The organism is Janthinobacterium longum (assembly GCF_051380735.1).
Taxonomy (GTDB): domain Bacteria; phylum Pseudomonadota; class Gammaproteobacteria; order Burkholderiales; family Burkholderiaceae_D; genus Janthinobacterium.
Window position 1 is genome coordinate 137724 of the sequence record NZ_JBNYXQ010000007.1, and the last position, 25362, is coordinate 163085.

The window sequence follows — 25362 nt, forward strand, 5'->3', positions numbered from 1 at the left end:
CCAATGCAAACCAATCTTGCCGACTTTATCAAGAATACGCCGGCCGGCGACGAGGCCGAAGCCATTTTGCGCGCCTGCGTGCACTGCGGCTTTTGCACTGCCACCTGCCCCACCTACCAGCTGCTGGGTGACGAACTCGATGGCCCGCGTGGCCGCATCTACCTGATCAAGCAGGTGCTCGAAGGGGCGCCCGTGACCGCCAAGACGCAGACGCACCTGGACCGCTGCCTGACCTGCCGCAATTGCGAATCGACCTGCCCCTCCGGGGTGCAATACGGGCGCCTGGTCGATATTGGCCGCAACGTGGTCGAGCAGCGCGTGCAGCGCCCTTTGCGCGAGCGCGCGCTGCGTTTTGCGCTGAAGGAAGCCTTGCCACGCCGCTGGTTGTTTACACCGGTCTACAAGGCGGGCCAGGCGCTGCGCCCGCTGCTGTCAAAAGGCCTGCAGGACAAACTGCGTCCTGCTGCCAAACCTGGCCGGTGGCCCGCACGCAGCCACGCGCGCACGATGCTGGTGCTCGATGGCTGCGTGCAGCCGGCCATGTCACCCAATATCAATGCCGCCACGGCGCGTGTGCTCGACAGCCTCGGCGTGCAGCTGATCAATGTGGCGAAAGCCGGCTGTTGCGGCGCGCTGCGTCATCATCTGAACGAGCAGGAGGCGGCGCTGGACGACATGCGCCGCAATATCGATGCCTGGTGGCCGTATGTGGAAACGATTGAAGCGATCGTCATGACGGCCTCGGGCTGCGGCGCCACCGTCAAGGAATACGGCCACCTGCTGGCGCATGATGCGCGCTATGCCGAAAAGGCAAAGCGCATCGCCGAAATGGCGCGCGACCTGTGCGAGATCCTGCCGCAATTCGAGACGCAACTGGCGGCCCTGGTGCGCGGGCGTATCACCGGGCGCGTGGTGTACCACCCGCCGTGCACCTTGCAGCATGGTCAGCAGATACGGGGCAGGGTAGAGCAGGTGCTGCGCGCGGTGGGCGTCGATGTGCGCCTGTGCGCCGACAGCCATCTGTGCTGCGGCTCGGCCGGCACCTATTCGATCTTGCAGCCGGCGCTGTCGCAGCAAATGCGCGACAACAAGGTGGCCGAACTGGAAGCGTGTGCGCCGGACGTGATCGTGTCGGCCAATATCGGTTGCCTCAGCCATTTGCAGTCCGGTACCGACGTGCCGGTGCGGCACTGGATCGAGCTGATCGATGCGGCCCTGAGCTAGTCCTGGATCTGGTCTTCCGTGTACTTGGCAGCGCGCCATTGCGGCGGCGCGATATAGCTGTTGGCCCAGTCCAGTACGGCGTCGGCCGGCATCGGACGGGCGACGCCGTGGCCTTGCGCCAGGTCGCAGCCCAGCTCGATCAGGCGTTCGCCGTGGGCGATGCTTTCCACCCCTTCGGCGATCACCGCCAGCCGGAACGAGCGGGCCAGGCCGATCACGGCGCGCACCAGGTGCAGGTCGTCGCTGTCGTTGAGCATATTGTGGACAAAACTCTGGTCGATCTTGATGATGTCGGCCGGCAAGCGCTTCAGGTAGGACATCGAGGAATAGCCGGTGCCGAAATCATCGAGCGCAAACGTGATGCCCAGCGCCTGGCAGGCGCGGATGATACGGCGCACGTGTTCGACATCGTGCAGGGCCGATGATTCAAGAATTTCTATTTCCAGCATGCTGGCGCGCACGCCGGGAAATTCGCCGAGGATGGTTTTCAGGCGCAGCACGAAATCGGGCTGCTGGAAGTGGCGCGCCGCGATATTCACGCTGACCACCCATTGCTGGCCGGCCGCGCTCCAGCGCTGCAGTTGCCACAGTGCCTGGCGCAGCGCCCATTCGCCGATGTCGATAATCAGGTCGGTTTGTTCCACCAGCGACAGGAACTGCGCCGGCGACAGCAGTCCGCGCTGCGCATGCTGCCAGCGCAGCAGCGCTTCCATGCCCACCACGGCGCCGGTACGCATGTTGACCTTGGGCTGGTAGTGCAGGCGCAGTTCACCGTTGACCAGCGCGCGGCGCACTTCGGTGCGCTGGTTGTGGTGGGTGCGCACTTCCTCGTCGAGGTGGCTGTCGAAGAAGTGATACTGGTTGCGTCCCGTCAGCTTGGCCTGGTAGACGGCATGGTCGGCGTGGCGCAGCAGGCTTTCCGCGTTCATGTCCTTGCCTGCATAGACGGCAATGCCGGCGCTGGCCGTCAGTTGCACCGCTTGCTGGTCGCACTGGTAGGGCAGGCTCAGCTCGTGCATCAGCAGTTGCAGCTGTTGCTCGATGCTGTCCAGGCTGGCCTGGCCGCACAGCAACAGCACGAATTCGTCGCCGCCCAGGCGCGCCGCATAGTGCGACTTGCCGGTGAACTCGTGCAGGCGACCGGCCACCTGCTTGAGCAGGTCATCGCCCGCTTCGGCGCCGTAGCGGTCATTGATGGCCTGGAAATGGTCGAGATCGAACAGGCACACGGCCATCAGGCGCTGGCGCTCGCGCGCCAGGAACAGTTCCTGTTCGAAGCGGGCCGCCAGCGCAGTACGGTTCGGCAAGCCGGTCAGCACGTCATGGTAGTTTTGCCAGGACATTTTTTGCAGCACCTGCTGCATGTGTATTGTTTCCGTCAGTTGTGCGCCCAGTTGCTGCTGGCTTGTTTGCAGCGAGTCGAGCATCGCGCCCACGTCGCCCACCATGCCATTGAAGGCGCGCGACAGGCTTTGCGCCTCCGGCGTGGCGCCGGGCGCCATGCGCACAGTGAAGTCGCCGCCGCGCAGCAACTCGATGGCTTGCGCCAGCCGCGCCAGCAGCTTGCGGTGGGACGCCAGCAACAAGCCCAGCAATACGAAAATCAGGGTGATATTGAAGGCGCTCAGCAGCGCTTGCTGGCGCACGGCTTGCCACACTTGCAGCAGTGGCAGTTCGGGCGTGTACTGCAGTTCCAGTACGCCATCGTTGCCGCCGGGCAGCGACACTTGCAGGCGGTGATGGATGGGTTTCATGCCGGCCAGCCGGGCAAACCACGCTGGCACCTGCTCGCCTGGCGCCGCGTCGGCCAGCACGTCTATGCGCGTGCCTCCGCCATGCCAGGCGATGGCTGCCAGGTTGCGGTTCAGCGGCAGGGCGGTGCGCAGCACCTGCCGCATGCTGGCGCCATCGGTGTGTACGGACAAGGGCAGCACGGTGTTGGCCAGGTAGAGATCGAGCTGGCGTGCCTCGCTGCGGTAGCGCGCGTCTGCTTGCGCCGTTTCCGCCGTCAGCAAGGTATGGTAACGCACGGCGCAGACGCCCAGTATCAGCAATAAAACGGACAGAAACCAGCGGGAATACGTCCCCATCCGCGACCATGACGATAAAATGTTCCCGAAGACTGGCATCGTTCCGTATCGATATCCGTGAATAATTTAGCAAACATTATCACCGAATAGTGTTGTCAGGAACAGATATCGGACGCCAGGTTGAAAAAAATTAACTGTGAGAAATTTTCATGTTTGTTGTCTAAAGTAAATCTAAATTTTATCGCCCATGTCTGCTACAGCAGTCCCAGCGAGCTGCCGCCCGTGCTGCCGCCACCGGTATGGGCTGCCTTGCCGTTGAGCTTGATGGACAGCCGCAAGTCATTGACGGAATCGGCATTGCGCAACGCGTCTTCATAGCTGATCTGGTCCGCTTCGTGCAGGTCGAACAGGGCCTGGTCGAAGGTCTGCATGCCCAGCTCGCGCGACTTCTTCATCAGTTCCTTGATCTCATGCACCTGGCCCTTGAAGATCAGGTCGCTCATCAGCGGCGAATTGAGCAGGATCTCCATCGCCACCTTGCGCCCACTACCATCCTTGCTCGGCACCAGCCGCTGCGATATCAGGCCCTTCAGGTTCAGCGACAAATCCATCAGCAGTTGCGCTCGCCGCTCTTCGGGGAAGAAATTGATGATGCGGTCCAGTGCCTGGTTGGCGTTGTTGGCATGCAGGGTGGCCAGGCACAGATGGCCGGTTTCGGCAAACGCGATCGCATGGTCCATGGTTTCGCGGTCGCGGATTTCGCCGATCTGTATCACGTCGGGTGCCTGGCGCAAGGTATTTTTCAGGGCCGTGCCCCAGTCTTCCGTATCGACCCCCACTTCGCGCTGGGTGACGATGCAGTTGCCGTGCGGATGGATGAATTCCACCGGATCTTCGATGGTAATGATATGGCCGTGACTGTTGGCGTTGCGGTGGCCAAGCATGGCCGCCAGCGTGGTCGACTTGCCGCAGCCGGTGGCGCCCACCATGATCACCAGGCCGCGCTTGCTCATCACCACGTCCTGCAAAATGGCGGGCAGGCCCAGCTTGCCCAGCTCGGGAATCGCGGTGTTGATCGTGCGCAGCACCATGCCCGCCTGGCCCAGCTGCACGAAGGCCGAGACGCGAAAGCGCCCCAGGCCCTCGGGGCTGATGGCGAAGTTCGCTTCGTTGCTCGCTTCAAAACTCTGCACCTGCTTGTCGTTCATCAGCGCGCGCACGTAGCCGGCCGCTTGCATCGCGTCGAGCGGCGTCGATGACAGCGGCGTGAGCTTGCCGTCGAGCTTGATGGCGGGCGGAAAGCCGGCCGTGATGAACAGGTCCGAGCCGCCGCGTTCGCGCATCTGCGCCAGCAGCGCGTTGATGGCGCCGGTATTGTCGCTGGTGGTCATGGCTTATCCCGGAAAGTTTTCAGGCGACTTGGCAGCCGAACGCGCCGTCTCGGCCGAAATCGCGCCACGCCGCAGCAGGTCCGTCAGGCACTGGTCCAGCGTCTGCATGCCGACGTTGCTGCCGGTCTGGATCGCCGAATACATCTGCGCCACTTTCGCTTCGCGGATCAGGTTGCGGATCGCCGGCGTGGTCAGCATGATTTCATGGGCCGCCACGCGCGAACTGCCATCCTTGGTTTTCAGCAGGTTCTGTGCGATCACCGCCTGCAGCGATTCGGACAGCATGGTGCGCACCATTTCCTTTTCCTCGGCCGGGAATACATCGATGATGCGGTCGATGGTTTTCGCCGCCGACGAGGTGTGCAGGGTGCCGAACACCAGGTGACCCGTCTCGGCGGCCGTCAGTGCCAGGCGGATGGTTTCCAGGTCGCGCAATTCGCCGACCAGAATCACGTCCGGGTCTTCGCGCAAGGCCGAGCGCAGCGCATTGCTGAACGAATGCGTGTGCTGGCCCACTTCGCGCTGGTTGATCAGGCATTTCTTGGGTTCGTGCACGAATTCGATCGGGTCTTCGATGGTGAGGATGTGGTGGTTCAGCCGTTCATTGACATGATTGACCATCGCCGCCAGCGTGGTCGACTTGCCTGAACCGGTCGGCCCCGTTACCAGCACCAGGCCGCGTGGGCGCATGGCCAGTTCGCCGAAGATGCGCGGCGCATTGAGTTCTTCCAGCGACAGCACTTTCGACGGAATCGTGCGCAGCACGGCCGAGGCACCGCGTTCCTGGTTGTAGGCATTGACCCGGAAGCGCGACAGGCCCGGAATTTCAAACGAAAAATCGCATTCGAGCGCTTCTTCATAGACCTTGCGCTGGCCGTCGTTCATGATGTCATAGATCATGGCGTGCACTTCCTTGTGCTCGAGCGCCGCCACGTTCAGGCGGCGTACGTCGCCATTGACCCGTATCATCGGCGGCAGGCCGGCGGACAGGTGCAAGTCGGAAGCCTTGTTATTGACGGAGAAAGCGAGTAGTTCGGAAATGTCCATTTATAATCCCTGTGCCTGCGTATCCATTAGAAAATGATTATGTCCACAATCGAAGAGAAACTGCAAGCCGTGCGGCGCACGATTGCCCAAGCGGCCAGCGAAGCACAGCGCGCGCCCGACAGCGTCACGCTGCTGGCCGTCTCCAAAACCTTTGGCTTTGACGCCGTGCTGGCAGCGAATGCCGCTGGCCAGACGGCGTTTGGCGAAAACTATCTGCAGGAAGCGCTCGACAAGATCGCCGCCGTCAAGCTGGCGCTGCCGCAGTCAGCCATCGAATGGCATTTTATCGGCCCGATCCAGAGCAACAAGACGCGGCCGATTGCCGAACATTTCGACTGGGTGCATACGGTCGAGCGCGAAAAAATCGCCGCCCGCCTGTCCGAGCAGCGCCCCGACGGCATGGCGGACCTGAATATCTGCCTGCAGGTCAATATCAGCGGCGAAGCGAGCAAGAGCGGCGTGACGCCCGCCGACTTGCCGGCCCTGGCGCACGCCGTGGCCAAACTGCCGAAGCTGCGCCTGCGCGGCCTGATGGCCATCCCCGAGCCGCAGACCGATCCGGCCTTGCAGCGCGCCGCCTTTGCGCAGTTGCGCGTGTTGTATGAACAGTTGCGCGCCGACGGCCTGCCGCTCGACACCCTGTCGATGGGCATGTCGGCCGACATGCAGGCGGCCGTGCTGGAAGGCGCGACCATCGTGCGCGTAGGCAGCGCGATCTTTGGCGCCCGCGATTATTCCTGAATCACCTTTTAAAGAGCATCCATGATGGCAGAACTGAAGATAGCATTTGTCGGCGGCGGCAATATGGCAGCGGCCCTGATCGCCGGGCTGGCCGGGAAAATCACGGCAGGCAGCAATATCCATGTGATCGACCCGCATGCGCCAGCGCTGGAAAAACTGCAGGCGCAGTTCGGTGTCAGCACGGCTTCTGCTGCTGATGAACAGTTGCGTCATGCTGACGTGATCGTACTGGCCGTCAAGCCGCAAAGCATGCGTGAAGTGGCGGCGCAGTTGCTGCCCTTCCTCGATGCAGCCCGCGCGCCACTGGTGCTATCGATTGCGGCTGGCATCCGCGCAGTCGACCTGTCACGCTGGCTCGGCGACTATCCGGCCATCGTGCGCGCCATGCCGAACACGCCGGCACTGATCGGCATGGGCATTACCGGCCTGGTGGCCAGCAGCGGTGTCAATGCCCAACAGCGTGCACAGGCCGACGCCATCCTCGGCGCTGTCGGCACCACCGTCTGGCTGGCCGACGAGGCGCAGATCGACCCCGTTACAGCGATTTCCGGCAGCGGCCCGGCCTATGTGTTCTACTTTATCGAAGCGATGCAGGAAGCGGCGCGCGAGCTTGGCCTGACGGCCGAACAGGGCGCGCAACTGGCGATCGCCACCTTTACGGGCGCAGCCCAGCTGGCGGCCAATTCGAGCGAACCGGTGTCGCTGCTGCGCGAGCGCGTGACCTCGAAAGGCGGCACCACTTACGCGGCTCTTACCAGCATGCAAGACAGTGGCGTCAAGGCAGCCATTATCAAGGGCATCAAGGCTGCTGCCGCGCGCGGACGCGAACTTGGCGAAGAGTTGGGGAAATAAGAACGCCTGACAAAAACGTAGCCAGCGGCAGCATAAAACGATAAAGCTGGATACAAGCTAGTCAAGTCTGATAAAAGGACGGGGGCTGGTGGCGATGCTATTTGGAATGGCCGCTATCGGCCTTGGATTCAACCGGTCGCTCAAGTAATCACCCATTAAAACCTCACACCGATGATGCACCGCCCAGCTGATGCCGAAGTTATTCTCCGTCTTACGTCTACCAGATAGCAACCAAGATAAAGTATTCACTGACAGGCAGTTCACTCCGGATGTTGCATAAGTTCTATGGTGTGGCCGTCAGGTCCTCGGGTGTAGACCATGATTGTTCCGCTAGGCGCAGTTTGCGGTTCGCCGGTTGCCGTCCATCCATAAGGGGCCATGCGATTTAGCATTGCGCGAAGATCGGTCACGGCAAACGTCAAATGAGCCGAACCGACGTCGCATGGACGTTGTTTCAAAACCACGCGGTCGTCCGGCGAATCGTACTCAATCAGCTCAACTCTATATCCATCGGGACCCTCTAGGAGAGCGTTTCTTAAATAAGCCCCCGACACCCCGACCACTTGTTCCATCGCGTGCCCACCGCCAAGCTCTTTGCGGTACACGAGTTGAAAGCCGAGGACCTCAGTCCAGAAATCAAGTACGCCATTGATCGACGCGACAGTCAGCCCAGTGTGCTCGGTGCGCAATACGGTAGAGGTTTGGTCGTTCATAGGTGCATCCTGTTAACAGTCGAGGCCGCAGATTTATGCGAGAGTTAAGAATCCAGTCTGGATTTCCCCCATTACTTTAACAGATGACCGTTATGGGGCGAATCCAGCCTGTCGTGGGTCGCGTTGGATTTTCCATCTGACAACCTGTTATGCTTGTCCGAACGGCCGGGTTCGGCCAAGAGCAGACGGAGTTGCAAGGACAGTATGAAGTACCAATCGATAAAAACTAAACCGTTGCCTGCGTTTTTGCTGGCGGCGCTGGTAGCATTAGGCTACATTTGCTTGATATTTCCGTTGTTGGGACTGCTCCACGCACCGCAGGCATTGGGCCATGTCATGAGTGTTTGGCTTCCTTGCTTACTCTCGGCAATGGTCTATCTATCGCTGACTGGCCGAGCATCCACAGCGAAGCTGAAGGTACATTCGCAAACGATTGCAGTTGCCGTTCTTGCTCCCACCTCTGCGTGGTCGGTTTATTTTTTTGTTGGTTTTGTTTTGTTAGGTTGGCAGATGTGATTGTGACCGAGCGGGTGAATACGGCCAAATCCGGACCTTGGAAAAATGGGAAAACTAAAAACCATGACGTCTTCTGAACGCATCATTCTTGCCGTGCTGTCAATTTGCCTTGCGGTGGGCGGCAGCACGCATGTTATCGATATCGTCTTAGAAGGGTTCCTTCCTTACCGTGGAGTTCCCCTTCCGCTGAATGCTTTCTGGACGTCATTGGCGCTACTTGATTTCGTCGCTGTCTTTCTTCTTTGGAAGAGCCGAAAGGCTGGATTGCAACTCACAGTGGCAATTATGTTTGCAGACGTGGTTATCAACTCTTATGCAGGCTATGTTTTGAAAGTTTTTCAAAGCTTCGCACCGCTTCAGGCCCAATCGCTATTCCTTGGGTTTGTCTTGGGGGCAATTGCTATCCTTTGGCCTATTAAGTCAAAATAGCAGATTTTCAGTTGTCTCATATCGGCCAAAACCCGTCCTTCGCTGAGCGCCAGAATTTGGTGAGACGCTGCAGAGTAGTGTCCTGTATATCGAGTAGTAATGACCATAAATGACCACGCGAATATCACTCAAAAAATCGCTAGCATTTGCATTGCTAGTCTGGATGGCTGTGTCGGGGGGCTACGCGTACTATTACGTGAAGAGCCGTCTCGATATTCCTGACTTAGTCGGCTATGAGACAGAATGGCAGTTTCAATTACTCATGTTCTGCGTTTTCCGTCTTCCATTTCTTCTCATCTTACTTGGCGCAACTATATGGTCTCTGCTTCGCCACGACAAGTGAAGGTCTGACTTTTAGCCGTTCAGCTTTGGTAGCGGACCTGAGGCGCGACCGTCCGCTTTGGGGCGATTCCGGTCTGTCGCGATCGTCTGTTATTTTTCCAACCTGACACGGTGATATGCTGAGAAAAACGGCCGGGTTCGGCCACAAGCGATCTCTCAAAATAAGTATATAGGGTACTTCATGCGGAAGCTCATAGTTGGCATTGCGACATTGTTAAGCATTAAGAGCACGATGGCGGGTCAGGAATTGCAGCCACTGCCAAAGCAGATTAATTACCGTGGAGGACTGGTAGTGTTCGCCTTGCCGGGCACCTGGATTGAGGAGTATGAGCCGGAGGGGGGCGGATTGTTTTATGCTCCCGGTGCCGATACAGGTACGCTACGGCTTGATGTTATCACTGCAAAATCTCCGAATCCCGTGACCTCCGCTGATAGCCGCTCGGTGCTTTTGAAAATTGGCAATTCGCATGTAGAGACATTGCCAGCTGGGGCAGCGATAGCTAAACGTGTCTCGCGAGAAGTTGATCGTGGCAACCCCATCACGATCTATTGGTGGTCCGTGGCCAATGCTATGGAACCTGAGCATGTGCGTATCGCAAGTTTCAGTTACTCGATCTTGAGTTCCCAAGAACAATCAGAGCGTACAGATTTAGACCTGTCTTTTCTTGAGCAATCAATTCGAGAGATTCGTTTTAGCCCAATCCTGGGGAAGTAGTAACGTACAGCTATTGCCGGATACGGCCAAAAGCGGCCGTTAAATTAATCGAGAAAAACATGGAAAATATTCTTCGCCGCATTCACGAGGGACACTCCCAGGTCATCGCAGAGCTTAATGCCGCATTCACTGTTCATGGCGCGTCAAGAAGTGAATTCTCTGACAGTTTTTCGAAAGAAATTGCGGAGAGATATCTGGCGGGTTCGATTGACTTCGACATTGCTGATTGTGCGATGAATGCACTGTCCGCTTGGACGCCACTTGAAGATTTTCCTTCCTACTCTTGGGCGGTATTCCAAGCCTTTGATGAAGGAGAGTATTTGCATCCAGGGCAAGCAATCGGTAGCAATGAAGATGTATATACTCGTCCTTTGCTGCGTAAAGCAATGTCGGATTTGCATCCCTTGGACTTCAGCTAGCGGCCAGAAGCAGACGGTGCTCAATCGGGAATAACACAATGGAAAAGCACAGCGTTCGAGTCCAAATTGATTTCAAGGCTCATCGAGAGGGCGGCCGTGCAACTGCGACTGACCTTTGTTCAGGCATTTATCGTCCGCATCTTCGTGTCGGGCAGGGCGAATATTTGGGAGTCGCGATGTTCAATGGTCCCCGAGACTTTGTTATGCCTGGCGCTTCTGCGTGCGCTGACGCGGTCTTGATGTTTCAGTCCAATGTAGACTATTCACCCCTCATCTGTGGGGTAGTATTTGAAGTATTGGAGGGCGCGCAGGTTGTCGGCACAGGAAAAGTTATTTCTGAGTAGGTGGCCACCTTCAAGACTTCTATCGGCCAAGAGCGGACGGCCCTTGGCACGAAATGCATCTGTACTGATGATGGAATCATTGAAATGCAACATAAAATTCGAATTGCAGCCGCTGGAAACACGCTTGCTCCTGCGTTGGGAGTCTTGCACAAACTTGGCTATGCGGTAACTCGAGACAAGACGGCTGAACAACAATATCAAGCGGAAGATGACACTTGTATTTTTGTCGCTGATGACCCATTGACTCTACTAGGGCTTGTAAAGATTTACGAGGAACGTGGTGCTGACTGGCAGCCGAGTGATGAAGAAGTGCAGCGCTTGCTTTTGCTCGACGAATGTGAGGAATAACGTCCGAGTTCGGCCACGAGCGGACCTTTTTCTAACGCAATTTCCAATAACTAAAATGCAGAATATTCTATTTTTCCCTTCCTTGGTCTTAACATTTCTTGTCTCTGGATGCGCGACACAACTCGATATTGGTGCGGAGAAGGTGCGCCTTGTTACGGCGGCTCAAAAGGAGTCTTGTGAATCGCTAGGTATCATTAGCAATGACCAGCAACTAGGGCTAAACAAGGCATCCAATGCTATGAATAAAGTGGTAAATGAGGTGGCTCATCGCGGTGGCAACGCGGTTTTTGTTCTATCGACAGGAACCAGCGGACTTGACGGGGCAGCGGTTACGGCTGAGGCTCTTCGCTGTAAGTGAGTGGGGGCAACGTAATTGGTGCATTAACTGGCTTCGGCTATGAGCCGCCTCTGAACACGGCAAACTTTGAGCAATAATGTGTTCTTTGGAAATTTGGAGAAATGAATGTACAGTGCTTTCTTGCTGCTTGCTGCGATATCGCTCGTGGCGTATCCGGCCTGTCGTGGGTCGCGCTGGATTTCCCATCTGACAACCTGCTATGCTTGTCCGAACGGCCGGGTTCGGCCAGAAGCGGACATCACCACCTATTCGAGCCATCAGTCATGCAAACAACAGCTTTTTCAGCGGAATCTGAAGTTCGTCTCGCGGCGCAGCGTGCCTTGCTGGATGAAATTCCGCCACGCCTGAGATCCGTGTCGTTCGATATCGATGACGGTGGGCAGCTGCGCGGGCGGTTCGAGTTCGATGGCGATCCGACGGAAGAGGAACGGGAATGTGCGAGCGTTGTTATGACAAATATCCTTGCGGCGCTCAGCCCCACTGTTTCGTTCTCGGAAGATTTCGTGTCTAATCCTTTCCCGCAACGACGCAATTTCCTGCCCATTCCTGTCTACGCGCGAAACGAAGATGCATGGAATAGCTGGACCTCCAGCTATGGAAGCAAATAGCCGAACGACCGCTATGGGGCGAAAGCCGCCACTCGCATAGCCCGAGAGACTGTAGGTTTGTTCAGCTGTTTTCTACATCACCTTCACAGCACGCCCGATGTAGAGTATCGGCCCGGTCGGCCGTCCCGTCGGCGAGCCCGCTTGCGGCTCCAGCGTGATTTCAAACAGCTGCTCGGCCTGCATCGGCGGCAGCTTGTCGAGTTTCAGCTTGAGCGTCTGGCCAGGTTGTACCAGACCCAGTGAAACGGGGGCGCCCCAGTTCTTGCCCTTGGTCCAGAACTGCAAGGACTTTTGCTGCGGCACGGTGGTCGGTCCCAGCGGTATCAAACTGAGGTCGCTGCTATTTTTATTGCTGGCTTGAACGATCCAGCCCGGTGCCTTGTCCTGCGGCGCGACCAGCACCACCAGATAGCCGGGGCCGGCTGGCGCCTGCTGCTGCATGCTCACCGTCACGGCCAGCGCGGCGGCTGCCGCCATGCCGCCACCGGCCAGTATTCTCCAGAAAGCCAGGCTGTTCCACCAGGCTTGCCAGCCACCAGCCTGCTTGATGGCCTCGGGCGTAAACAGGGTTGACGCGATACGCGGCCATAACTGTGGCGACGGGTCTTCAGGCGGTACCAGGGCAGTCAAAGGCAGCAAGCGCTGCTCCCATGCGTCGACGGCGTCGCGCAGGGCGGCGTCGCGTGGCAAGCGCTGTTCTACCGCGCTGCGTTCAGGCGCTTCCAACGTGCCCAGCACATATTCGCTGGCCAGGCGCTGCAGTTCGTCATCATCTATCGGCAAATTCGGCGTATTCATCCCATGCACTCCCGCAAGCTGGCCAGGCCGCGCTTGACCCACGCTTTCACGGTGCCCAGCGGCGACGCTACCCGCTTGGCGATTTCGCTGTGCGAGCAGCCGTCGACATAGGCGTACAGGATGCAGTTGCGCTTGGCCTCGTCAAGGTGGCCCAGGCAATCGTGCAGCTTGCCCATATTCGCTTGCAGGGCGTAGGCATCGCCGGTGTCCTCGCCCTGGCGTTCATGCAGCAGGTGTTCCACGGTATCCTCGTCGGCCGATATTTCATGGGCGCGCGCACGCGCCACGCTCAAAGCCTGGTGCCGCACCACTACATAGATCCAGCCCTTGCCGCTGCCGCGCGTGGCGTCGAAGCTGCCGGCGCGGCGCCAGATGTTCAGGAAGGCGTCGTGCAGCACGTCTTCGGCCAGCGCCTTCTGGCGCACGATGCGCAGCGCCACGCCCAGCAGATAACGGCTTTCCTGCTGGTACAAGGCCTGCAGGGCTTGCTGCTCGCCGCGCGCGCAGGCGCGCAGGGCGGCATCGTAGTCGTAGGTAGCGGCTGGCGTAGGCAAGGTGGCGGCAATCGGTGGGTTGGCAAGTTTTCAATCGATTATAGGCCAGAAAATAGCTTGCCAACCGTCATGTTTGAAGCGGACTTCAGACGGCTTTCCAGAAAATATAATCGGCCTGGTAAGGCACCCATTGCTTTGCGCCGAGATTGCTGGCGCTGCAAGCGGACGTCGGCGCGACGCCACCCTTGGTGGCCACCCGCTGGATATAGCTGACACCCTGCATGGCGCCGCTGCCGGTGGCCGGATTGGCCTTTACCAGTTGATACGGAATATTGCCGGCGCCGGCAGGCGCTACCGCCACCTGGGTTGCCGTCACGGCCGAACCATCGCGGCTGGCCCAGGTTGCCGGCGGGCCGACATAGGTGCCGACCTGCATGCCGCCGCGGTCATTCAGGACCGCGTCCGGCCCGCCGAATACCCATTCGTGGCCGCTCATGTCTTTTTTTGCCTTGCATTCATAGGCAATCTTGCCGACGCCGACGGTTTGCATGGCCACCTGGTGGCCGGCCGGTACTTGCACGGTGGCAGGCAGGGCGTCTTGCGAGTAGCGTGCGGCCATCGGGGCGCAGGCCGTCAGCAGCAGGGCCGACAGGGGCAGAGACAGCGAAAGGGTACGTGAAATGGTGGTGATATGCATGGCAGGCTCCTGGAAAGTAGAGGTTCAACCGGTTGGCTGATACCAGTACTACCCACGGCAATGCCGTTTGGATGCAGTCAGGGAAAAATTATTTTGCAGTGTGGTGCTCGCGCTGCCGGTCCATCCGCTGCAACACGCTGCGGATCACGGGCAGGGCCACTGTTGCGTGCCGCAGCAGCTTCGATGCCCTGAGCAGCATTGGCAAGCTGCGGCGCGGGCGCAGCAACATCAGGCCCAGCACGGCGGCGCCCACCAGCAGCGGTTTTTTCACGCGCGCCATGATAGTCTGGCGCAGATTGCCGCCGGTCAGAGGTTGCAGCAGCAACTGCGTCTGCACGCCCAGCGCCGCGCGTTGCAGTGTGCATTCGGCCAGCAGCGCGTCGCGCCGCTGCCTGACACTCGGCTTGTTCTTCAAAGGAGACTGGCTCATGGCTGCTCCGATTCGCGGTGCGCCAGATGCTGCAAGGCGTCGAGGTCCTTGCTCAGCTCATCCATGGTGAACGACAGCAGCTTGGGCTTGTTGCGAAAGCTCACACGCACGCCGACCAGGGTGGCGATGGCGGCAACGATAAAGACGGTCGAGGAAATGGCGATGGCGCCGATGCGATGCGTGTCCCAGAAGATGACGATGACGAGGAACACCAGCAGCACCAGGCCGACAAACAGCAGCAGCAGGGCCAGCATGGCCAGGCCCAGGTAGGTCAGGTAGCGCAGCGACTCTTCTTCCATCTCCACCGCCGCCAGTTTCAGGCGGGTCTGGATAATGGCGGCCAGGGTCGCCGCGACGCGGGCAGCATGTTGAACGATAGCCATGAACTGTCTTTCGTGTCGAAATGCAGGCGGCCATGCCGCCCGGGTGATGCGGGAAGAAACTAGCGGCGCGACGAGGCCAGCAGCAGGCCGAACAGCACGCCGACGACGGCACCGGCACCGACCGCCTTCCATGGATTGTCCTGCACGTATTCGTCGGTGACCCTGGCGGCTTTCTTGGTGCGGTCGACCACGTCTTCTTCCAGACGGATCAGATCTTTCTTTGCCGTATCGAGCGTGGCAAGGAATTTCTCTTTGACAGCGCGGATGTTTTCGCCGGTCTGGCCACCTGCGTTGTCGAGCCAGCCTTCGGCTTCGTTGATGACACCCTTGATGTCGCCGATGACTTTATCGCGTGCCTGGCCGGCCTCGTCGATGATCTTGTCGCTGCTGGATTTGCCTGTTTGTATCGAGCTCATGTATTACCTCTTGGGTGGGTGAAAGCACAGTGAAATACCAGTGTAGACAGCAGCGGCAAGGCGGTATTTTGAAGCATCAACAAGGTCCGAGGCGCATTGTTGTGCCTATCGGAACGCAAAATCGAGCACGACTCCCGCAAATACCGCTGCTCCTAGCCAGTTATTATGCCGGAATGCGGCAAAACACGGCATACGCTCGCGTGCGCGTATCAGGGTGTAGTGATAAACGGCGCAGCCGGCCGCCACCAGCAGGCCCGCCACGTACCAGTAGCGCAGGCCCAGGTACCAGCCACAGGCAAGCCACAGCAGCAGGAAAAGCGCATAGCACAGCATGATGATGGCGACGTCGTAACGTCCGAAGGTGATGGCCGAGGTCTTGATGCCGATTTTGAGGTCGTCGTCGCGGTCGACCATGGCGTATTCCGTATCGTAGGCCACGGCCCAGAATACATTTCCCAGCAGCAGCAGCCAGGCGACGGCCGGCACTGCGTCGGTGATGGCGGCAAAGCCCATCGGAATGCCGAAGCCGAACGCAATGCCCAGGTAGGCTTGCGGAATCGCGAAGAAGCGCTTGAAGTAGGGATAAGTGGCAGCGATGATCACGGCCGCCACCGACAATTGTTTGGTCAGCGCGTTCAGCGGCAGGATCAGGCAGAAGGCGGCCACTGTCAGCACGCCGGCCACGCCCAAGGCTTCCTTGCCGTTGATGCGCCCGCTGGTAATCGGCCGCTCGGCCGTGCGCTTGACGAATTTGTCGATATCCTGGTCGGCGTAGTCGTTGATGGCGCAGCCGGCCGAGCGCATCAGAAAGGTACCGACGATGAAGATCAGCAGCAGCCGCCAGCTGGGTACGCCTTGCTGCGCCAGCCACAAGGCGCACAGGGTAGGCCATAGCAGCAATACGGTACCGATCGGCTTGTCGAGCCGGATCAGGCGGAAATACAGCGCCAGCTTGTTCATGGAAATCTCGATCTTGTTGAAGAGAAACGCCGATTATCGCAAATAGTATCGGAATGTACTATTGTTGTGCAGGGGCTTCTTGCGTCAGCAGCATCTCGACGCCGGGCAACTTACAGCCGGCAATCGCCGCGCACAGGGCGTCGATGGCGGCTTTGCGCGTAAAACTTTTGCGCCACAGCATTACCACCCGGCGCGAGGGCGCCGGCTCGTCGAATTCGCGGTAGGCCAGCATGCCGTCGGCGGCGTGCATGTCCGGCACCGAAGCGCGCGGCAGCACGGTCAGGCCGATGCCGCTGGCCACCATATGGCGGATGGTTTCCAGCGACGAGCCTTCAAAGGTACGCTGCATGCCGTTGCCCGGCGAGGAAAAGCGCGCCATTTCCGGACACACTTCCAGCACCTGGTCGCGGAAGCAATGGCCGTTGCCCAGCAACAGCATGGTTTCCGATTTCAGGTCTTGCGCTGCAATGCTGCTGCGTGCCGTCCACGCATGGTGGCGTGGCATGGCGACCACGAACGGTTCGTCGTACAGTTCCTGCATGGCCATGCCATGTTCGGGCAGGGGTAGCGCCATGATGGCCACGTCCAGTTCGCCCTGGCGCAGCAGTTCAAGCAGGCGCACGGTGAAATTTTCCTGCAGAATCAGGGGCATCTGCGGCACCTGGTCTATCATCGCTTTTACCAGCGGCGGCAGCAGGTAAGGGCCGATGGTATAGATCACGCCCAGACGAAGGGGCCCGGCCAGCGGGTCCTTGTTCTGCTTGGCCAGCTCCTTGATGGCGGCCGTCTGTTCCAGCACGCGCTCGGCCTGGGCGATGATTTGCGCACCGAGCGGCGTGACCGAGATTTCGGCGCCACCGCGTTCGAACAGCACCACACCCAGCTCGTCTTCGAGCTTCTTGATGGCCACTGACAGGGTCGGCTGGGCAACAAAGCAGGCTTCCGCCGCATGGCCGAAGTGCCTGGCGCGCGCGACCGCCACGATATATTTCAGTTCAGTCAGTGTCATAAAGTGATTGAAACACAGGAAGTGCCAGCTTGCAATGAATGAAAGAGACGCGCGCGGCAAACTGGCGCGGCGATCGCGTATTGTAGCGGATCGCCCCCTATAATAGAGGCAGCAGCTCCTTACCCTACTGTACTGAACAACGGAACCCCATGCCTGACTTTGAAACCAAACTATGCAGCCGCGAGGACCTGCAGGCGCGCGCCGCGGCCTTGCCGACACCGGTAGTCGTTACCAATGGCGTATTCGATATCCTGCACCGCGGTCACGTGACCTATCTGGCGCAGGCGCGCGCCCTGGGCGCTTCGTTAGTGGTGGCGATCAACACCGACGCCTCCGTCAAGCGCCTGGGCAAGGGCGACGACCGCCCGCTCAACAGCTGCGAAGACCGCATGGCCGTACTGGCCGCGCTTGAATCGGTGAGCCTGGTGGTGCCGTTTTCGGAAGACAGCGCTCTTGAAGTAGTGCAGGAAATCCAGCCCGGCATCTATGTCAAGGGTGGCGACTACGACATGACGGCAATACCCGAAGGCAAGGCCGTGCTGGCCTATGGCGGCCAGGCCGTGGCAATCGACTTCGAACACGACCGCTCGACCACCAAACTGCTCAGCAAGGTGCGCCAGCAATAAGTATCAAGCAATTGCCGCGCCAGATTGCGCACACAGCCACTTGTACGAACGCTTGTTGCGTTTATACTATCGTGCTGGCGCATGATGTAGCGCCGCGCGTGAACTTGGCAATTGCCAATGTTTCCTCATGGATAAAAAAGCGGTAATATGATCAACATGCCAAGGCTGCCCATCAATCAGCCGCAGCGCGTAGTGCCGCCTTTCCTGTTACGCCACATCCCATGGCGGTCATCGTTTGCGACAGAAGAAATCAATGGATCATAAAACCACGGGAGAATGGCTGCTGCAGTCCGGCGTCTGGATTGCCGATGCAGCCCAGTCGGGAATGCAATTTGAACGTAGTGCTGCAGGCAAGACTGTGTCGTCGCGCCTGAGCAGCGACGATATCGGCCAACTGATGCGCACGCCGCGCCTGCCCGGCGACGCCACGGTGCAGTTTCCGCCCGAATTCCATTTCAGCCCATTTACGGGCGCCACCCTGCAGGCGCCGCCGACCGCCGGCCAGGCCAGCGCCTGGGTGCCGCCGTTTGGTACGCGCCCGCTCAATAGCAGCGCCATGCCCGGCGCCACCGGCCTGCGCCAGACGGCCGTGCCGGTGAAGCTGGCGCGCAGCCCGGCGCGCGACGAGCCCGCCGACGCACTGGCCAATGCCGACCCTGACGCCACCATGCCCACGCCGCCCCCCGGCGAGCACGCATTTTTCTCGGCCCGCTTTGGTACCACCGGCGCGGCCCTGCTGGCGCTCGATGCGCGCAAGGGTTCCCTGTACGGCTGGCTGCCCGGTTCGCAGCACTGGCTGGCGCTCGAGTCCTCGCAAGGCGGCCTGCTGTCCGAATGCCTGCTGGGCGAGACGGCCTGGCGCGCCGAACTGGCCACCGGCTGGAACAGCCGCCTGTACGTGCCCAGCGGCCATGGCATGGCCTGCATCACGCCCGATCTTCCTTCGCTCACTTACCAGGTCGAGCATTTCGGCGATGCACCGTCGGCCGGCGCGCCCGTCTGGTTCCAGGGCCGCCTGTGGGCGCCGCTGCAAGGGGCTGACGGCGTGATCCGCTTCCTGAATCTCGATGGCCAGCATGCACTGGGCACCGAGGTGCTGCTCGACGGCGCGGTGTCGTTGGGTCGTGTCAGCGCACCGGTGGCGTATGGCCGCAGCGTGATCTGGCCGTGCGAACAGGGCCAGCTGCGCCTGCAGCAGCGCCAGGACGGTGGCATGGCGGCCAGCTGGACGCCGTGGCCGGCCGGCCTGCAGCCGCAATTTGATTTCGGCTGCCCTTATTTGTCGCGCGACGGCGACTTGTGGCAGCTGTGCTTTGACGTAGCCGCCGACCGCTACCTGTACCTGAAACTGGGCACGCAAAGCGAAACGGTAGAGGCGATGGAGCCGCGCCTTTGCTCGGGCAGTTTCAATTACCGTTTTTCGACCAAGCTGAAAACCGCGCCGTGGCTGGAGCTCGAGCGCGGCAATGACGGCGGCAGCAGCAAGTCGGTGATGCCGCTGCTGGAAGCGGGCGAGACGGTATTGGGTGTGCGCTTTGAAACCCGCAGCAGCCTCGACAGCGTGCTGCGCTCGGAAGAGCGCATGTATGCGCAACTGCTGCAGGATGACGGCGTGCGTGAAATGCCGTTCCACGCATTTTCGGTGGCCGAACCGTGGCGCATGCGCCTGTTCACCCACCAGGGCACGCTGTGGGCGTATCACCCGCTGCTGACCCGTATCGATGGCTGGAAGCTGCAGGCATGAAACTGATTCCGCGCATCGTCGCCGCAGTTGCCTTTCTGGCCGCCAGCCTGCCGCTGCAGGCGGCCGGCATCCAGCAAGCTTTCCTGGTACAGAACTCGGGCTGGATGGAGCCGTTTTATACCGACCAGCAATCGCAGCTGAAAGCGCTGGTCGGCGCCGTGGCGCAGGCCGCCAGCACTCCCGAAGACCAGCTGTTTTTGCTGGCCTTCAGCCAGAGCAGCGGCAGCAATGTCTCGCCCGCGCTGCTCGGGCAAGGGCGTGGCGCGGCTGCCATCAAGGCCCAGCTGGCGCCGCTGGGGCTGGCACGCAAGGGCAATGGCGGTGCCCTGGCCGATACGGATTTCCAGGAAGCCGTGACGAAGACGATTACCGGACCGTTCCGTTCGGCCTCCGGCATCGTGTGGATTTTTACCAATAACAAGAACAGCCCGAACAACGACAGCCAGACGGCCGAGCGCAACCGCGATTTCTACCGCCTCTTGCATCTGGAGCCGTCAATCACCAAGACGCTGGTGTTTCCTTTGCGCATGCCGGTGCAGGGCAAGCTGTACAGCGCCAAGGGCCTGATGGTGTATGCGCTGGCGTATGGCCAGCCGGCCGCCGACGCCTTGAGCCGCATCCAGGCCGAAGGGCGGCTGTCCAAAGTGCTGACGCGCGCGCCGGCACGCTTGAAACCGGTCGACCAGGATGCCGTGCGCATCGTGCCGCAGTCGGTCAAGAACAGCCCCAATGTGCACGCCAGCCTGGGCCGCGATGGCCGCACCATCGTGCTCGACGTGGAGGCGGCCAGCCTGGTGCCGAAGGTGGTGCTGCAGGCCTCGCTGCAAAACATGTTTTTCCCGTATGTGATCGAAAACGCCACGGTGCAGGCAGCGCTGGCCGGCCAGTCGGCGCCGCTGCAGGTGACGCCCGATACCATCAAGGGCTTGCAGCCGGGCGCCAGCCAGTCGGTCGAAGTGCAGTTTGATTTGCCGATGGCACAGATTCCTTCGCCGTGGTCGGCGCAGGCCCTGTCGGCGATGGGCAAGCAGGTGCTGCTGCCGATGACGGCGACGGTCGGTCTGGCTGGCCAGCGCCTGGCGCTGTCACCAGGCTTTGCCACCGAACTGCAGGAACTGTTTCCCGGCGACCCGATTTCGGAAGTATTTACGCCGCCCGACAGCGTGCGCGCCTCGCAGGCCACGGTGCCGCTGCTGGTGCGCATCCAGTATCCGCTGCTGCCGGTGCTGCTGATTATCGGCGCCATCCTGCTGCTGGTACTGGGGTTTGTGCTGTTTGGCCTGCTGGGTACGCGCAGCAAGCGCTACCGCGTGGTGGTCGACGGCGTGGCGCGCCAAGTCATGCTCAAACCGTTCAAAAGCGTGATCATCAAGGATGACGGCGGGCGCGATATCGGTGAACTCAAGCGTGGCCTGGGCAAGCCGTCCATCGTGCGCGTGGCCGACGGCCATACGCTGGTATTGAGCTGATCTTGGGCTGACACCGGGCCAGAACGCTCTTTTTTTGTATTTTTCCTTACTTTTTCGAGGCAGACGATGGCACAAGATACTCCCAAAGACAATGCAGGCTTTACCTTGCCGCCACCGGCGGCCGAGCCGGCAACTGCGGCTACGCCCGCCACCGCCGCACCGGCCACCAGCGCCAGCGTCGAGACTGCGCCAACGCTGGACCAGGCTGGCGCCACCGACACTTCGTCGCGCGACACCCTGATCGGCGGCGCCGTGCTGCTGGTACTGTTCGTGGCTTTTTTCTTTGCCAAGAATGCCTACGCCAACGGCCTGGTGGGCAAGCGCGTGTCGCCGAACAAGGCCAATGCCTCGGGCTGGTGGTTGTTCATTTTCCTCTCCAGCCTGGCCACCGCCGTGGTGCTGGCGGCCGTGAACTCGCATAAATTCCTGGCGCCCCTGTTCATGGGGCCGCTGCTGCTGGTCGGCCTGGTGGCGCTGGTGCTGACATTTACTTCCAGCAAAAACTGATTGGCCGCACCGGCACCGAACTCCCGTTAAGGAAACACCATGTCAGACACACTGAACCAGACCACCGCCGCGCCGGGCGAGCGCAAGCAGGACAAGATCATCGATTTGCGCCCCACCTTGTTCATCGGCGTGGGCGGCACCGGCATGCAGGTGCTGATGCGCGTGCGCCGGCGCATTCTCAATACCTTGTGGGGCAATCCCGGCCAGCGGCAGCGGGTCGACAAGCTCGATGAGTTCCCGGTGGCGCAGTTCATTCATTTCGATCTGGACAGTGGTGCAGTGGTGGAAAGCGGCGAATCGCAGGCGCAGGACCTGCAATTCGACCTGCTGAAATTTACCGATGATGAAAAGATCGTCGGCTCGTTTGACGCCGACAAGTACGGCCGCGACGACGATTCGCTGGAACGCTATCCGCATATCAAGGAATGGCTGCCGCTGACGCCGCAAAAAATCCGCGACCTGAACTTCGACATGCAGGCTGGCGCCGGCCAGGTGCGCGCCGTGTCGCGCCTGTATTTCTTCGACAAGTACAGCAAGGTGCGCGACAAGATCCGCCTGAAGCTGAAGAATTTGAAGGCGGGCCTGTCGCACGAGCGCCAGTTGAGCGAGCTGGGCCTGCGCATGGAGCCGGGCCGTTTCCGTATCGTGGTGGTCGGCTCGGTAGCCGGCGGCACCGGTTCCGGTTCCTTCCTCGACATGGGCTACCTGGCGCGCTGGATCGCCGAGACCGAGGTCGAGCATGCGGACGTGGAACTGATGCTGTTCCTGCCCAGCGGCTTTACGAAGAACAACAAGGACCGCACCGAGGGCAATGGCTATGCGGCGCTGATGGAACTGGAATCGGCGATGATGGGCAACCAGGGCTATCTGAGCCGCTGGGACAGTTATGACCGTCCCAAGCTGGCGCGTGCGCCGTACAGCGAAGTGTTCCTGGTCGACTCGGGCAACCTGGCCCAGCAGCATACCGACAGCGTCGACGACATCTACCATATGGTGGCCGATTCCCTGTTCGAGGATTTCGCCTCGGCCGATTTTGCGCGCGCCAAGCGCTCGATCGCCGTCAACCAGGCGCAGCACAAGAATTCGATGTACAAGGCACCGGTGCCGCAAAACCGTTTTGGCGACATGCGTTTGTATTTTTCGCAGCGCTATTCCTCGTTCGGCATGGCGGTGCTCGATACGCGCCAGGAAGCGGCGCGCGATGAACGCGCCCATCGCTGGGCCGGCGCCATGCTGAAAGCGTTTTTTGGCGTGGGCGGCGTCGATGCCGGCGCCAACCGCGCCAATGACAGCCAGCGCAACGAATTCCTGGCCGCGCACATGGGCCTGCGCGCCGTGCCGTTCGACGATTTCCCCGTATTTTCCGACAAGAGCATCGAGCTCAAGCGTTCAAATGGCGCGTTCGAGGATTTCCAGGTGGTCGACGACCTGCTGGCCGAGCGCCAGGGCAATTTGCTCAGCGGCGTGGAAGAGCGCGTCAACCGCCGTGTCGACGAGATCCGCACCGGCTATGACCGCAAGGAATGGCCGGCCCAGTTGCGCGACGCCGTGCGCCAGCTTGAACGCGACGCCGTGCGCGACCAGGACTCCACCGCCGATACCACCGAAGACCGCATCGCCAAGCGGCGCGCGGAATTGTTCGGCCAGATCAAGCAGGTGGTGCGCGACCAGTTGTATGGCTACCTGGACAACAAGCAGTTCGGCGGGCTGGAGTATGTGCTGTCGCTGGTTGAACAGATGAAAGACCGCATCGAAGCGCCCGGCAGCGGCCTGATCGCGCAGATCGACGCGAATGCCGAGCGCTATCGCGAAATCAAGGAAGCCGTGCGCACGCGCGAATACGAGCGCCTGCTGAACAACCTGGAACAGACCCGTGGCGGCTTCTTCGGCAGCGGTGAAAAACAGGCCGGTGTGGTGATGGACCATCTGCGCACCGAGATCGCGAATGCGCTCAAGTTCCACCTGCGCGCACGCGCCGCCGACGAGGCGGTATTGCTGCTGCGTGACATTTCTCGCTGGCTGGGCAACCGCACCGGCGTCGACGCCGAAGGCCGGGCCGTGTGGAATGGCCTGGTCGGCGAGCTTCAGCTTGGCCGCGCTGCCGTGCTCGACATGCTGAACCAATTGCAGACGGCCAATGTCATCGTGCAGAAAGACCTGCAGAAAGACCATGCGACCGCCATTGTCGTGCCCGTCACGCTGGCCGATATCGCCATGCCGAGCGCAGCTACCTTGCGCGACTGGGCCGATGAGGCTTTCAAGGACATCGGCGGCTCGAAGACCCTGTTCCCGATGCTGGGCGACGTGGCCCAGCGCGGCGAGATACTGAACAAGGTCAAGCGCATGGCGGAAAACCGCCTGGCCAGCATGGGTGTCAACGACCAGCAGGAAGCCAAGGCTGATCCGCTGTACGTGGCGCTCGACCAGATGGACCCGGCGCGGCGCCAGGATTATTTCCGCAAGCTGCTGGCCTGTGCCATGCCATGGATAGACGCCAACATGGTGGGCGAGTTCACGGTCAAGGCCGACCAGTACAAATGCGTGATCGGCGTGGCCGGCGCGGTGGCCTTCAAGGCCAAGTTTGGCGCGGAAATCAATGCCTGCGTGCAGACCCAGGCCGGCATTACCAGCAGCCAGGTCGAGATCGTGGAAACGGGCATCGTCGGACGCGCCGTTTGCTATTGCGAGCTGGCCGGCGTGCCGCTGACGGTGCTGCGCGGGCTGGAAGGCTGGCGTACCAGCTATCGCAAGGAGAGCGACGAGGAAAAAGCGCCTATCCATACCCATATCGACACCACCCAGTTCAACCATCCGATCGCGCCGAGTACCGACGAGATCCGCATGATGGCCGAACACTTCGGCCTGTTCCTGAAAGCCGTCATGCTGGGTATTCTGACGCGCCACAGCGGAAGAGTGGTGCCACTGGGGCAGTATCTGTTTGCCATGGGACGTGGCGACTTGCGCCGCATCGGCAACGAGCGCCTGATCCGCCAGAATGGCTTGCATAATGTATTCCATGGCCTGATTGAGTCGCGCGTGGCCGAGCGCCTGGCCGAATTCGATGCGGTACAGACGGTAGCGCTGGCCGCGCTGGCCAGCTACTACGCCACCGACGTCTATACGCCGCGCGTGGTATCGATCAACGGTGGCGTGGAGCTCGACAACAAGGGTTTCGGCAATGCCATCGCCAAGGAAATTGCCGCCGACCTGCGCGAGAGCGCGCGCCGCAAGGGCATGACCGAGGCAGAGGTCAACAAGCTGGAGCAAAAGCTGTATGACAACCTGAAACGCTGGGCCAATGTGATACCGGAGTCGGACGCCGATGCGCACGAGTGGGAGGTGCAGCCACCGGGAGAAAGTGGCATGCCACGGCTCAAGTTTTCCATCAAGCCGGAAATGCTGGAAGCGGGCGCGCTGCAGGCGCTGTTTGCGCCGGTCCCGGCAGCAGCGCCGGTGGCCACGGCGTTTGCCACGGCGGCACTGCCACCATCGTCGATGCCGCCGATGGCGCCAGTCGAGCACCAATATATGCTGGGCATCGACAACAAGCCACAAGGGCCGTACACGGCGCAGCAGATTGCGCAATTCGTGCGCGCCGGCCAGATTGTGCCGGCCGCCACCAAAGTCTGGCGCGAAGGCATGCCGGCCTGGGTCGAACTGACGCAATTGCCCGAGCTGGCCTCGGCACTGTTCAGCTCGATGCCATCCCTGACGCCACCGCCGTCGATGCCGCAGCTTTAATGAAGGACGTG

The 25362-nt window shown here is 60.4% G+C and carries 26 protein-coding genes; 14 read left to right on the forward strand and 12 right to left on the reverse strand.

Annotated elements, in window-relative coordinates; genetic code table 11:
• Positions 1-3: 3 nt before the first annotated feature.
• Positions 4-1224 carry a glycolate oxidase subunit GlcF gene (gene glcF, locus ACQ4WM_RS18110; RefSeq protein WP_436548046.1) on the forward strand — a complete coding sequence of 407 codons (1221 nt, stop codon included), beginning with the start codon at positions 4-6 and terminating at the stop codon, positions 1222-1224.
• Here glcF and ACQ4WM_RS18115 read toward each other — a convergent pair.
• From ACQ4WM_RS18115 to ACQ4WM_RS18125, 3 genes are all read right to left on the reverse strand, one after another.
• Positions 1221-3314 carry a putative bifunctional diguanylate cyclase/phosphodiesterase gene (locus tag ACQ4WM_RS18115; protein ID WP_436548047.1) on the reverse strand — a complete coding sequence of 698 codons (2094 nt, stop codon included), beginning with the start codon at positions 3312-3314 and terminating at the stop codon, positions 1221-1223. The two genes, glcF and ACQ4WM_RS18115, sit on opposite strands and share 4 nt — an antisense overlap.
• Positions 3315-3508: 194 nt before the next feature.
• A complete protein-coding gene (locus tag ACQ4WM_RS18120) occupies positions 3509-4645 on the reverse strand; it encodes a PilT/PilU family type 4a pilus ATPase (RefSeq protein ID WP_436548048.1) in 1137 nt (378 codons plus the stop codon).
• A 3-nt stretch (positions 4646-4648) separates the two neighbouring features.
• On the reverse strand, positions 4649-5692 hold the full coding sequence (locus tag ACQ4WM_RS18125; RefSeq protein ID WP_436548049.1) for a type IV pilus twitching motility protein PilT: 1044 nt from the start codon (positions 5690-5692) through the stop codon (positions 4649-4651).
• Between the two features lie 39 nt (positions 5693-5731).
• Here ACQ4WM_RS18125 and ACQ4WM_RS18130 point away from each other — a divergent pair, with 39 nt between their 5' ends.
• On the forward strand, positions 5732-6433 hold the full coding sequence (locus ACQ4WM_RS18130) for a YggS family pyridoxal phosphate-dependent enzyme (RefSeq protein WP_436548050.1): 702 nt from the start codon (positions 5732-5734) through the stop codon (positions 6431-6433).
• A 21-nt stretch (positions 6434-6454) separates the two neighbouring features.
• Positions 6455-7285: a pyrroline-5-carboxylate reductase gene (proC, locus tag ACQ4WM_RS18135; RefSeq protein WP_436548051.1), complete on the forward strand. Its 831-nt coding sequence runs from the start codon at positions 6455-6457 to the stop codon at positions 7283-7285.
• Between the two features lie 260 nt (positions 7286-7545).
• Here the strand turns inward: proC and ACQ4WM_RS18140 are convergent, their stop codons facing one another.
• Entirely contained in the window at positions 7546-7998 is a 453-nt protein-coding gene (locus ACQ4WM_RS18140) for a VOC family protein (protein WP_436548052.1), read from the reverse strand.
• 204 nt (positions 7999-8202) lie between these two features.
• On the opposite strand from ACQ4WM_RS18140, the gene ACQ4WM_RS18145 reads away from it, so the two are divergent.
• From ACQ4WM_RS18145 to ACQ4WM_RS18170, 6 genes are all read left to right on the forward strand, one after another.
• A complete protein-coding gene (locus ACQ4WM_RS18145) occupies positions 8203-8514 on the forward strand; it encodes a hypothetical protein (protein ID WP_436548053.1) in 312 nt (103 codons plus the stop codon).
• A 45-nt stretch (positions 8515-8559) separates the two neighbouring features.
• Positions 8560-8943: a hypothetical protein gene (locus ACQ4WM_RS18150; protein ID WP_436548054.1), complete on the forward strand. Its 384-nt coding sequence runs from the start codon at positions 8560-8562 to the stop codon at positions 8941-8943.
• Between the two features lie 523 nt (positions 8944-9466).
• Positions 9467-10000 carry a hypothetical protein gene (locus tag ACQ4WM_RS18155; protein WP_436548055.1) on the forward strand — a complete coding sequence of 178 codons (534 nt, stop codon included), beginning with the start codon at positions 9467-9469 and terminating at the stop codon, positions 9998-10000.
• A gap of 59 nt (positions 10001-10059) precedes the next feature.
• Complete coding sequence (locus tag ACQ4WM_RS18160; RefSeq protein ID WP_436548056.1) at positions 10060-10419, forward strand: hypothetical protein; 360 nt, start codon at positions 10060-10062, stop codon at positions 10417-10419.
• A 428-nt stretch (positions 10420-10847) separates the two neighbouring features.
• Entirely contained in the window at positions 10848-11111 is a 264-nt protein-coding gene (locus ACQ4WM_RS18165) for a hypothetical protein (protein WP_099411750.1), read from the forward strand.
• A 459-nt stretch (positions 11112-11570) separates the two neighbouring features.
• Positions 11571-12077, forward strand: coding sequence for a MafI2 family immunity protein (locus ACQ4WM_RS18170; protein WP_436548057.1), 507 nt, complete (start codon positions 11571-11573; stop codon positions 12075-12077).
• Between the two features lie 72 nt (positions 12078-12149).
• Here the strand turns inward: ACQ4WM_RS18170 and ACQ4WM_RS18175 are convergent, their stop codons facing one another.
• From ACQ4WM_RS18175 to ACQ4WM_RS18210, 8 genes are all read right to left on the reverse strand, one after another.
• Positions 12150-12875, reverse strand: a complete 726-nt coding sequence (locus tag ACQ4WM_RS18175; RefSeq protein ID WP_436548058.1) for an anti-sigma factor — start codon at positions 12873-12875, stop codon at positions 12150-12152.
• The gene (locus ACQ4WM_RS18180) at positions 12872-13429 is read right to left on the reverse strand and encodes a sigma-70 family RNA polymerase sigma factor (RefSeq protein WP_436548059.1); all 558 of its coding nucleotides are present in this window, start codon (positions 13427-13429) and stop codon (positions 12872-12874) included. The genes ACQ4WM_RS18175 and ACQ4WM_RS18180 overlap by 4 nt, the downstream gene beginning before the upstream one ends.
• 85 nt (positions 13430-13514) lie before the next feature.
• Complete coding sequence (locus ACQ4WM_RS18185) at positions 13515-14066, reverse strand: DUF3455 domain-containing protein (protein ID WP_436548060.1); 552 nt, start codon at positions 14064-14066, stop codon at positions 13515-13517.
• Between the two features lie 88 nt (positions 14067-14154).
• Positions 14155-14496: a hypothetical protein gene (locus tag ACQ4WM_RS18190; RefSeq protein WP_436548061.1), complete on the reverse strand. Its 342-nt coding sequence runs from the start codon at positions 14494-14496 to the stop codon at positions 14155-14157.
• Positions 14493-14879 carry a phage holin family protein gene (locus tag ACQ4WM_RS18195; protein ID WP_436548062.1) on the reverse strand — a complete coding sequence of 129 codons (387 nt, stop codon included), beginning with the start codon at positions 14877-14879 and terminating at the stop codon, positions 14493-14495. The genes ACQ4WM_RS18190 and ACQ4WM_RS18195 overlap by 4 nt, the downstream gene beginning before the upstream one ends.
• Positions 14880-14938: 59 nt before the next feature.
• Complete coding sequence (locus ACQ4WM_RS18200) at positions 14939-15295, reverse strand: ElaB/YgaM/YqjD family protein (protein ID WP_436548063.1); 357 nt, start codon at positions 15293-15295, stop codon at positions 14939-14941.
• 105 nt (positions 15296-15400) lie between these two features.
• A complete protein-coding gene (gene ubiA / locus ACQ4WM_RS18205) occupies positions 15401-16255 on the reverse strand; it encodes a 4-hydroxybenzoate octaprenyltransferase (protein WP_436548064.1) in 855 nt (284 codons plus the stop codon).
• Between the two features lie 58 nt (positions 16256-16313).
• Complete coding sequence (locus tag ACQ4WM_RS18210; protein WP_436548065.1) at positions 16314-17264, reverse strand: hydrogen peroxide-inducible genes activator; 951 nt, start codon at positions 17262-17264, stop codon at positions 16314-16316.
• A gap of 149 nt (positions 17265-17413) precedes the next feature.
• Between ACQ4WM_RS18210 and rfaE2 the strand changes: the two genes are divergently transcribed.
• The 5 genes from rfaE2 (at position 17414) to ACQ4WM_RS18235 (ending at position 25351) form a co-directional block, all read left to right on the forward strand.
• Positions 17414-17890, forward strand: a complete 477-nt coding sequence (gene rfaE2, locus ACQ4WM_RS18215; RefSeq protein WP_436548066.1) for a D-glycero-beta-D-manno-heptose 1-phosphate adenylyltransferase — start codon at positions 17414-17416, stop codon at positions 17888-17890.
• Positions 17891-18143: 253 nt separating this feature from the next.
• A complete protein-coding gene (locus tag ACQ4WM_RS18220) occupies positions 18144-19634 on the forward strand; it encodes a hypothetical protein (protein WP_436548067.1) in 1491 nt (496 codons plus the stop codon).
• A complete protein-coding gene (locus ACQ4WM_RS18225; RefSeq protein ID WP_436548068.1) occupies positions 19631-21103 on the forward strand; it encodes a hypothetical protein in 1473 nt (490 codons plus the stop codon). The genes ACQ4WM_RS18220 and ACQ4WM_RS18225 overlap by 4 nt, the downstream gene beginning before the upstream one ends.
• A 66-nt stretch (positions 21104-21169) precedes the next feature.
• On the forward strand, positions 21170-21610 hold the full coding sequence (locus tag ACQ4WM_RS18230; RefSeq protein ID WP_436548069.1) for a hypothetical protein: 441 nt from the start codon (positions 21170-21172) through the stop codon (positions 21608-21610).
• Positions 21611-21649: 39 nt separating this feature from the next.
• Positions 21650-25351, forward strand: a complete 3702-nt coding sequence (locus ACQ4WM_RS18235) for a tubulin-like doman-containing protein (protein ID WP_436548070.1) — start codon at positions 21650-21652, stop codon at positions 25349-25351.
• The last annotated feature ends 11 nt before the right edge of the window (positions 25352-25362 follow it).

Excerpts from the sequence above, each read along its gene's own strand:
- glcF (WP_436548046.1), top strand. The coding sequence starts at position 4 with ATGCAAACCAATCTTGCCGACTTTATCAAGAATACGCCGGCCGGCGAC.
- ACQ4WM_RS18115 (WP_436548047.1), bottom strand. The coding sequence starts at position 3,314 with ATGGGGACGTATTCCCGCTGGTTTCTGTCCGTTTTATTGCTGATACTG.
- ACQ4WM_RS18120 (WP_436548048.1), bottom strand. The coding sequence starts at position 4,645 with ATGACCACCAGCGACAATACCGGCGCCATCAACGCGCTGCTGGCGCAG.
- ACQ4WM_RS18125 (WP_436548049.1), bottom strand. The coding sequence starts at position 5,692 with ATGGACATTTCCGAACTACTCGCTTTCTCCGTCAATAACAAGGCTTCC.
- ACQ4WM_RS18130 (WP_436548050.1), top strand. The coding sequence starts at position 5,732 with ATGTCCACAATCGAAGAGAAACTGCAAGCCGTGCGGCGCACGATTGCC.
- proC (WP_436548051.1), top strand. The coding sequence starts at position 6,455 with ATGATGGCAGAACTGAAGATAGCATTTGTCGGCGGCGGCAATATGGCA.
- ACQ4WM_RS18140 (WP_436548052.1), bottom strand. The coding sequence starts at position 7,998 with ATGAACGACCAAACCTCTACCGTATTGCGCACCGAGCACACTGGGCTG.
- ACQ4WM_RS18145 (WP_436548053.1), top strand. The coding sequence starts at position 8,203 with ATGAAGTACCAATCGATAAAAACTAAACCGTTGCCTGCGTTTTTGCTG.
- ACQ4WM_RS18150 (WP_436548054.1), top strand. The coding sequence starts at position 8,560 with ATGGGAAAACTAAAAACCATGACGTCTTCTGAACGCATCATTCTTGCC.
- ACQ4WM_RS18155 (WP_436548055.1), top strand. The coding sequence starts at position 9,467 with ATGCGGAAGCTCATAGTTGGCATTGCGACATTGTTAAGCATTAAGAGC.
- ACQ4WM_RS18160 (WP_436548056.1), top strand. The coding sequence starts at position 10,060 with ATGGAAAATATTCTTCGCCGCATTCACGAGGGACACTCCCAGGTCATC.
- ACQ4WM_RS18165 (WP_099411750.1), top strand. The coding sequence starts at position 10,848 with ATGCAACATAAAATTCGAATTGCAGCCGCTGGAAACACGCTTGCTCCT.
- ACQ4WM_RS18170 (WP_436548057.1), top strand. The coding sequence starts at position 11,571 with ATGAATGTACAGTGCTTTCTTGCTGCTTGCTGCGATATCGCTCGTGGC.
- ACQ4WM_RS18175 (WP_436548058.1), bottom strand. The coding sequence starts at position 12,875 with ATGAATACGCCGAATTTGCCGATAGATGATGACGAACTGCAGCGCCTG.
- ACQ4WM_RS18185 (WP_436548060.1), bottom strand. The coding sequence starts at position 14,066 with ATGCATATCACCACCATTTCACGTACCCTTTCGCTGTCTCTGCCCCTG.
- ACQ4WM_RS18190 (WP_436548061.1), bottom strand. The coding sequence starts at position 14,496 with ATGAGCCAGTCTCCTTTGAAGAACAAGCCGAGTGTCAGGCAGCGGCGC.
- ACQ4WM_RS18195 (WP_436548062.1), bottom strand. The coding sequence starts at position 14,879 with ATGGCTATCGTTCAACATGCTGCCCGCGTCGCGGCGACCCTGGCCGCC.
- ACQ4WM_RS18200 (WP_436548063.1), bottom strand. The coding sequence starts at position 15,295 with ATGAGCTCGATACAAACAGGCAAATCCAGCAGCGACAAGATCATCGAC.
- ubiA (WP_436548064.1), bottom strand. The coding sequence starts at position 16,255 with ATGAACAAGCTGGCGCTGTATTTCCGCCTGATCCGGCTCGACAAGCCG.
- ACQ4WM_RS18210 (WP_436548065.1), bottom strand. The coding sequence starts at position 17,264 with ATGACACTGACTGAACTGAAATATATCGTGGCGGTCGCGCGCGCCAGG.
- rfaE2 (WP_436548066.1), top strand. The coding sequence starts at position 17,414 with ATGCCTGACTTTGAAACCAAACTATGCAGCCGCGAGGACCTGCAGGCG.
- ACQ4WM_RS18220 (WP_436548067.1), top strand. The coding sequence starts at position 18,144 with ATGGATCATAAAACCACGGGAGAATGGCTGCTGCAGTCCGGCGTCTGG.
- ACQ4WM_RS18225 (WP_436548068.1), top strand. The coding sequence starts at position 19,631 with ATGAAACTGATTCCGCGCATCGTCGCCGCAGTTGCCTTTCTGGCCGCC.
- ACQ4WM_RS18230 (WP_436548069.1), top strand. The coding sequence starts at position 21,170 with ATGGCACAAGATACTCCCAAAGACAATGCAGGCTTTACCTTGCCGCCA.
- ACQ4WM_RS18235 (WP_436548070.1), top strand. The coding sequence starts at position 21,650 with ATGTCAGACACACTGAACCAGACCACCGCCGCGCCGGGCGAGCGCAAG.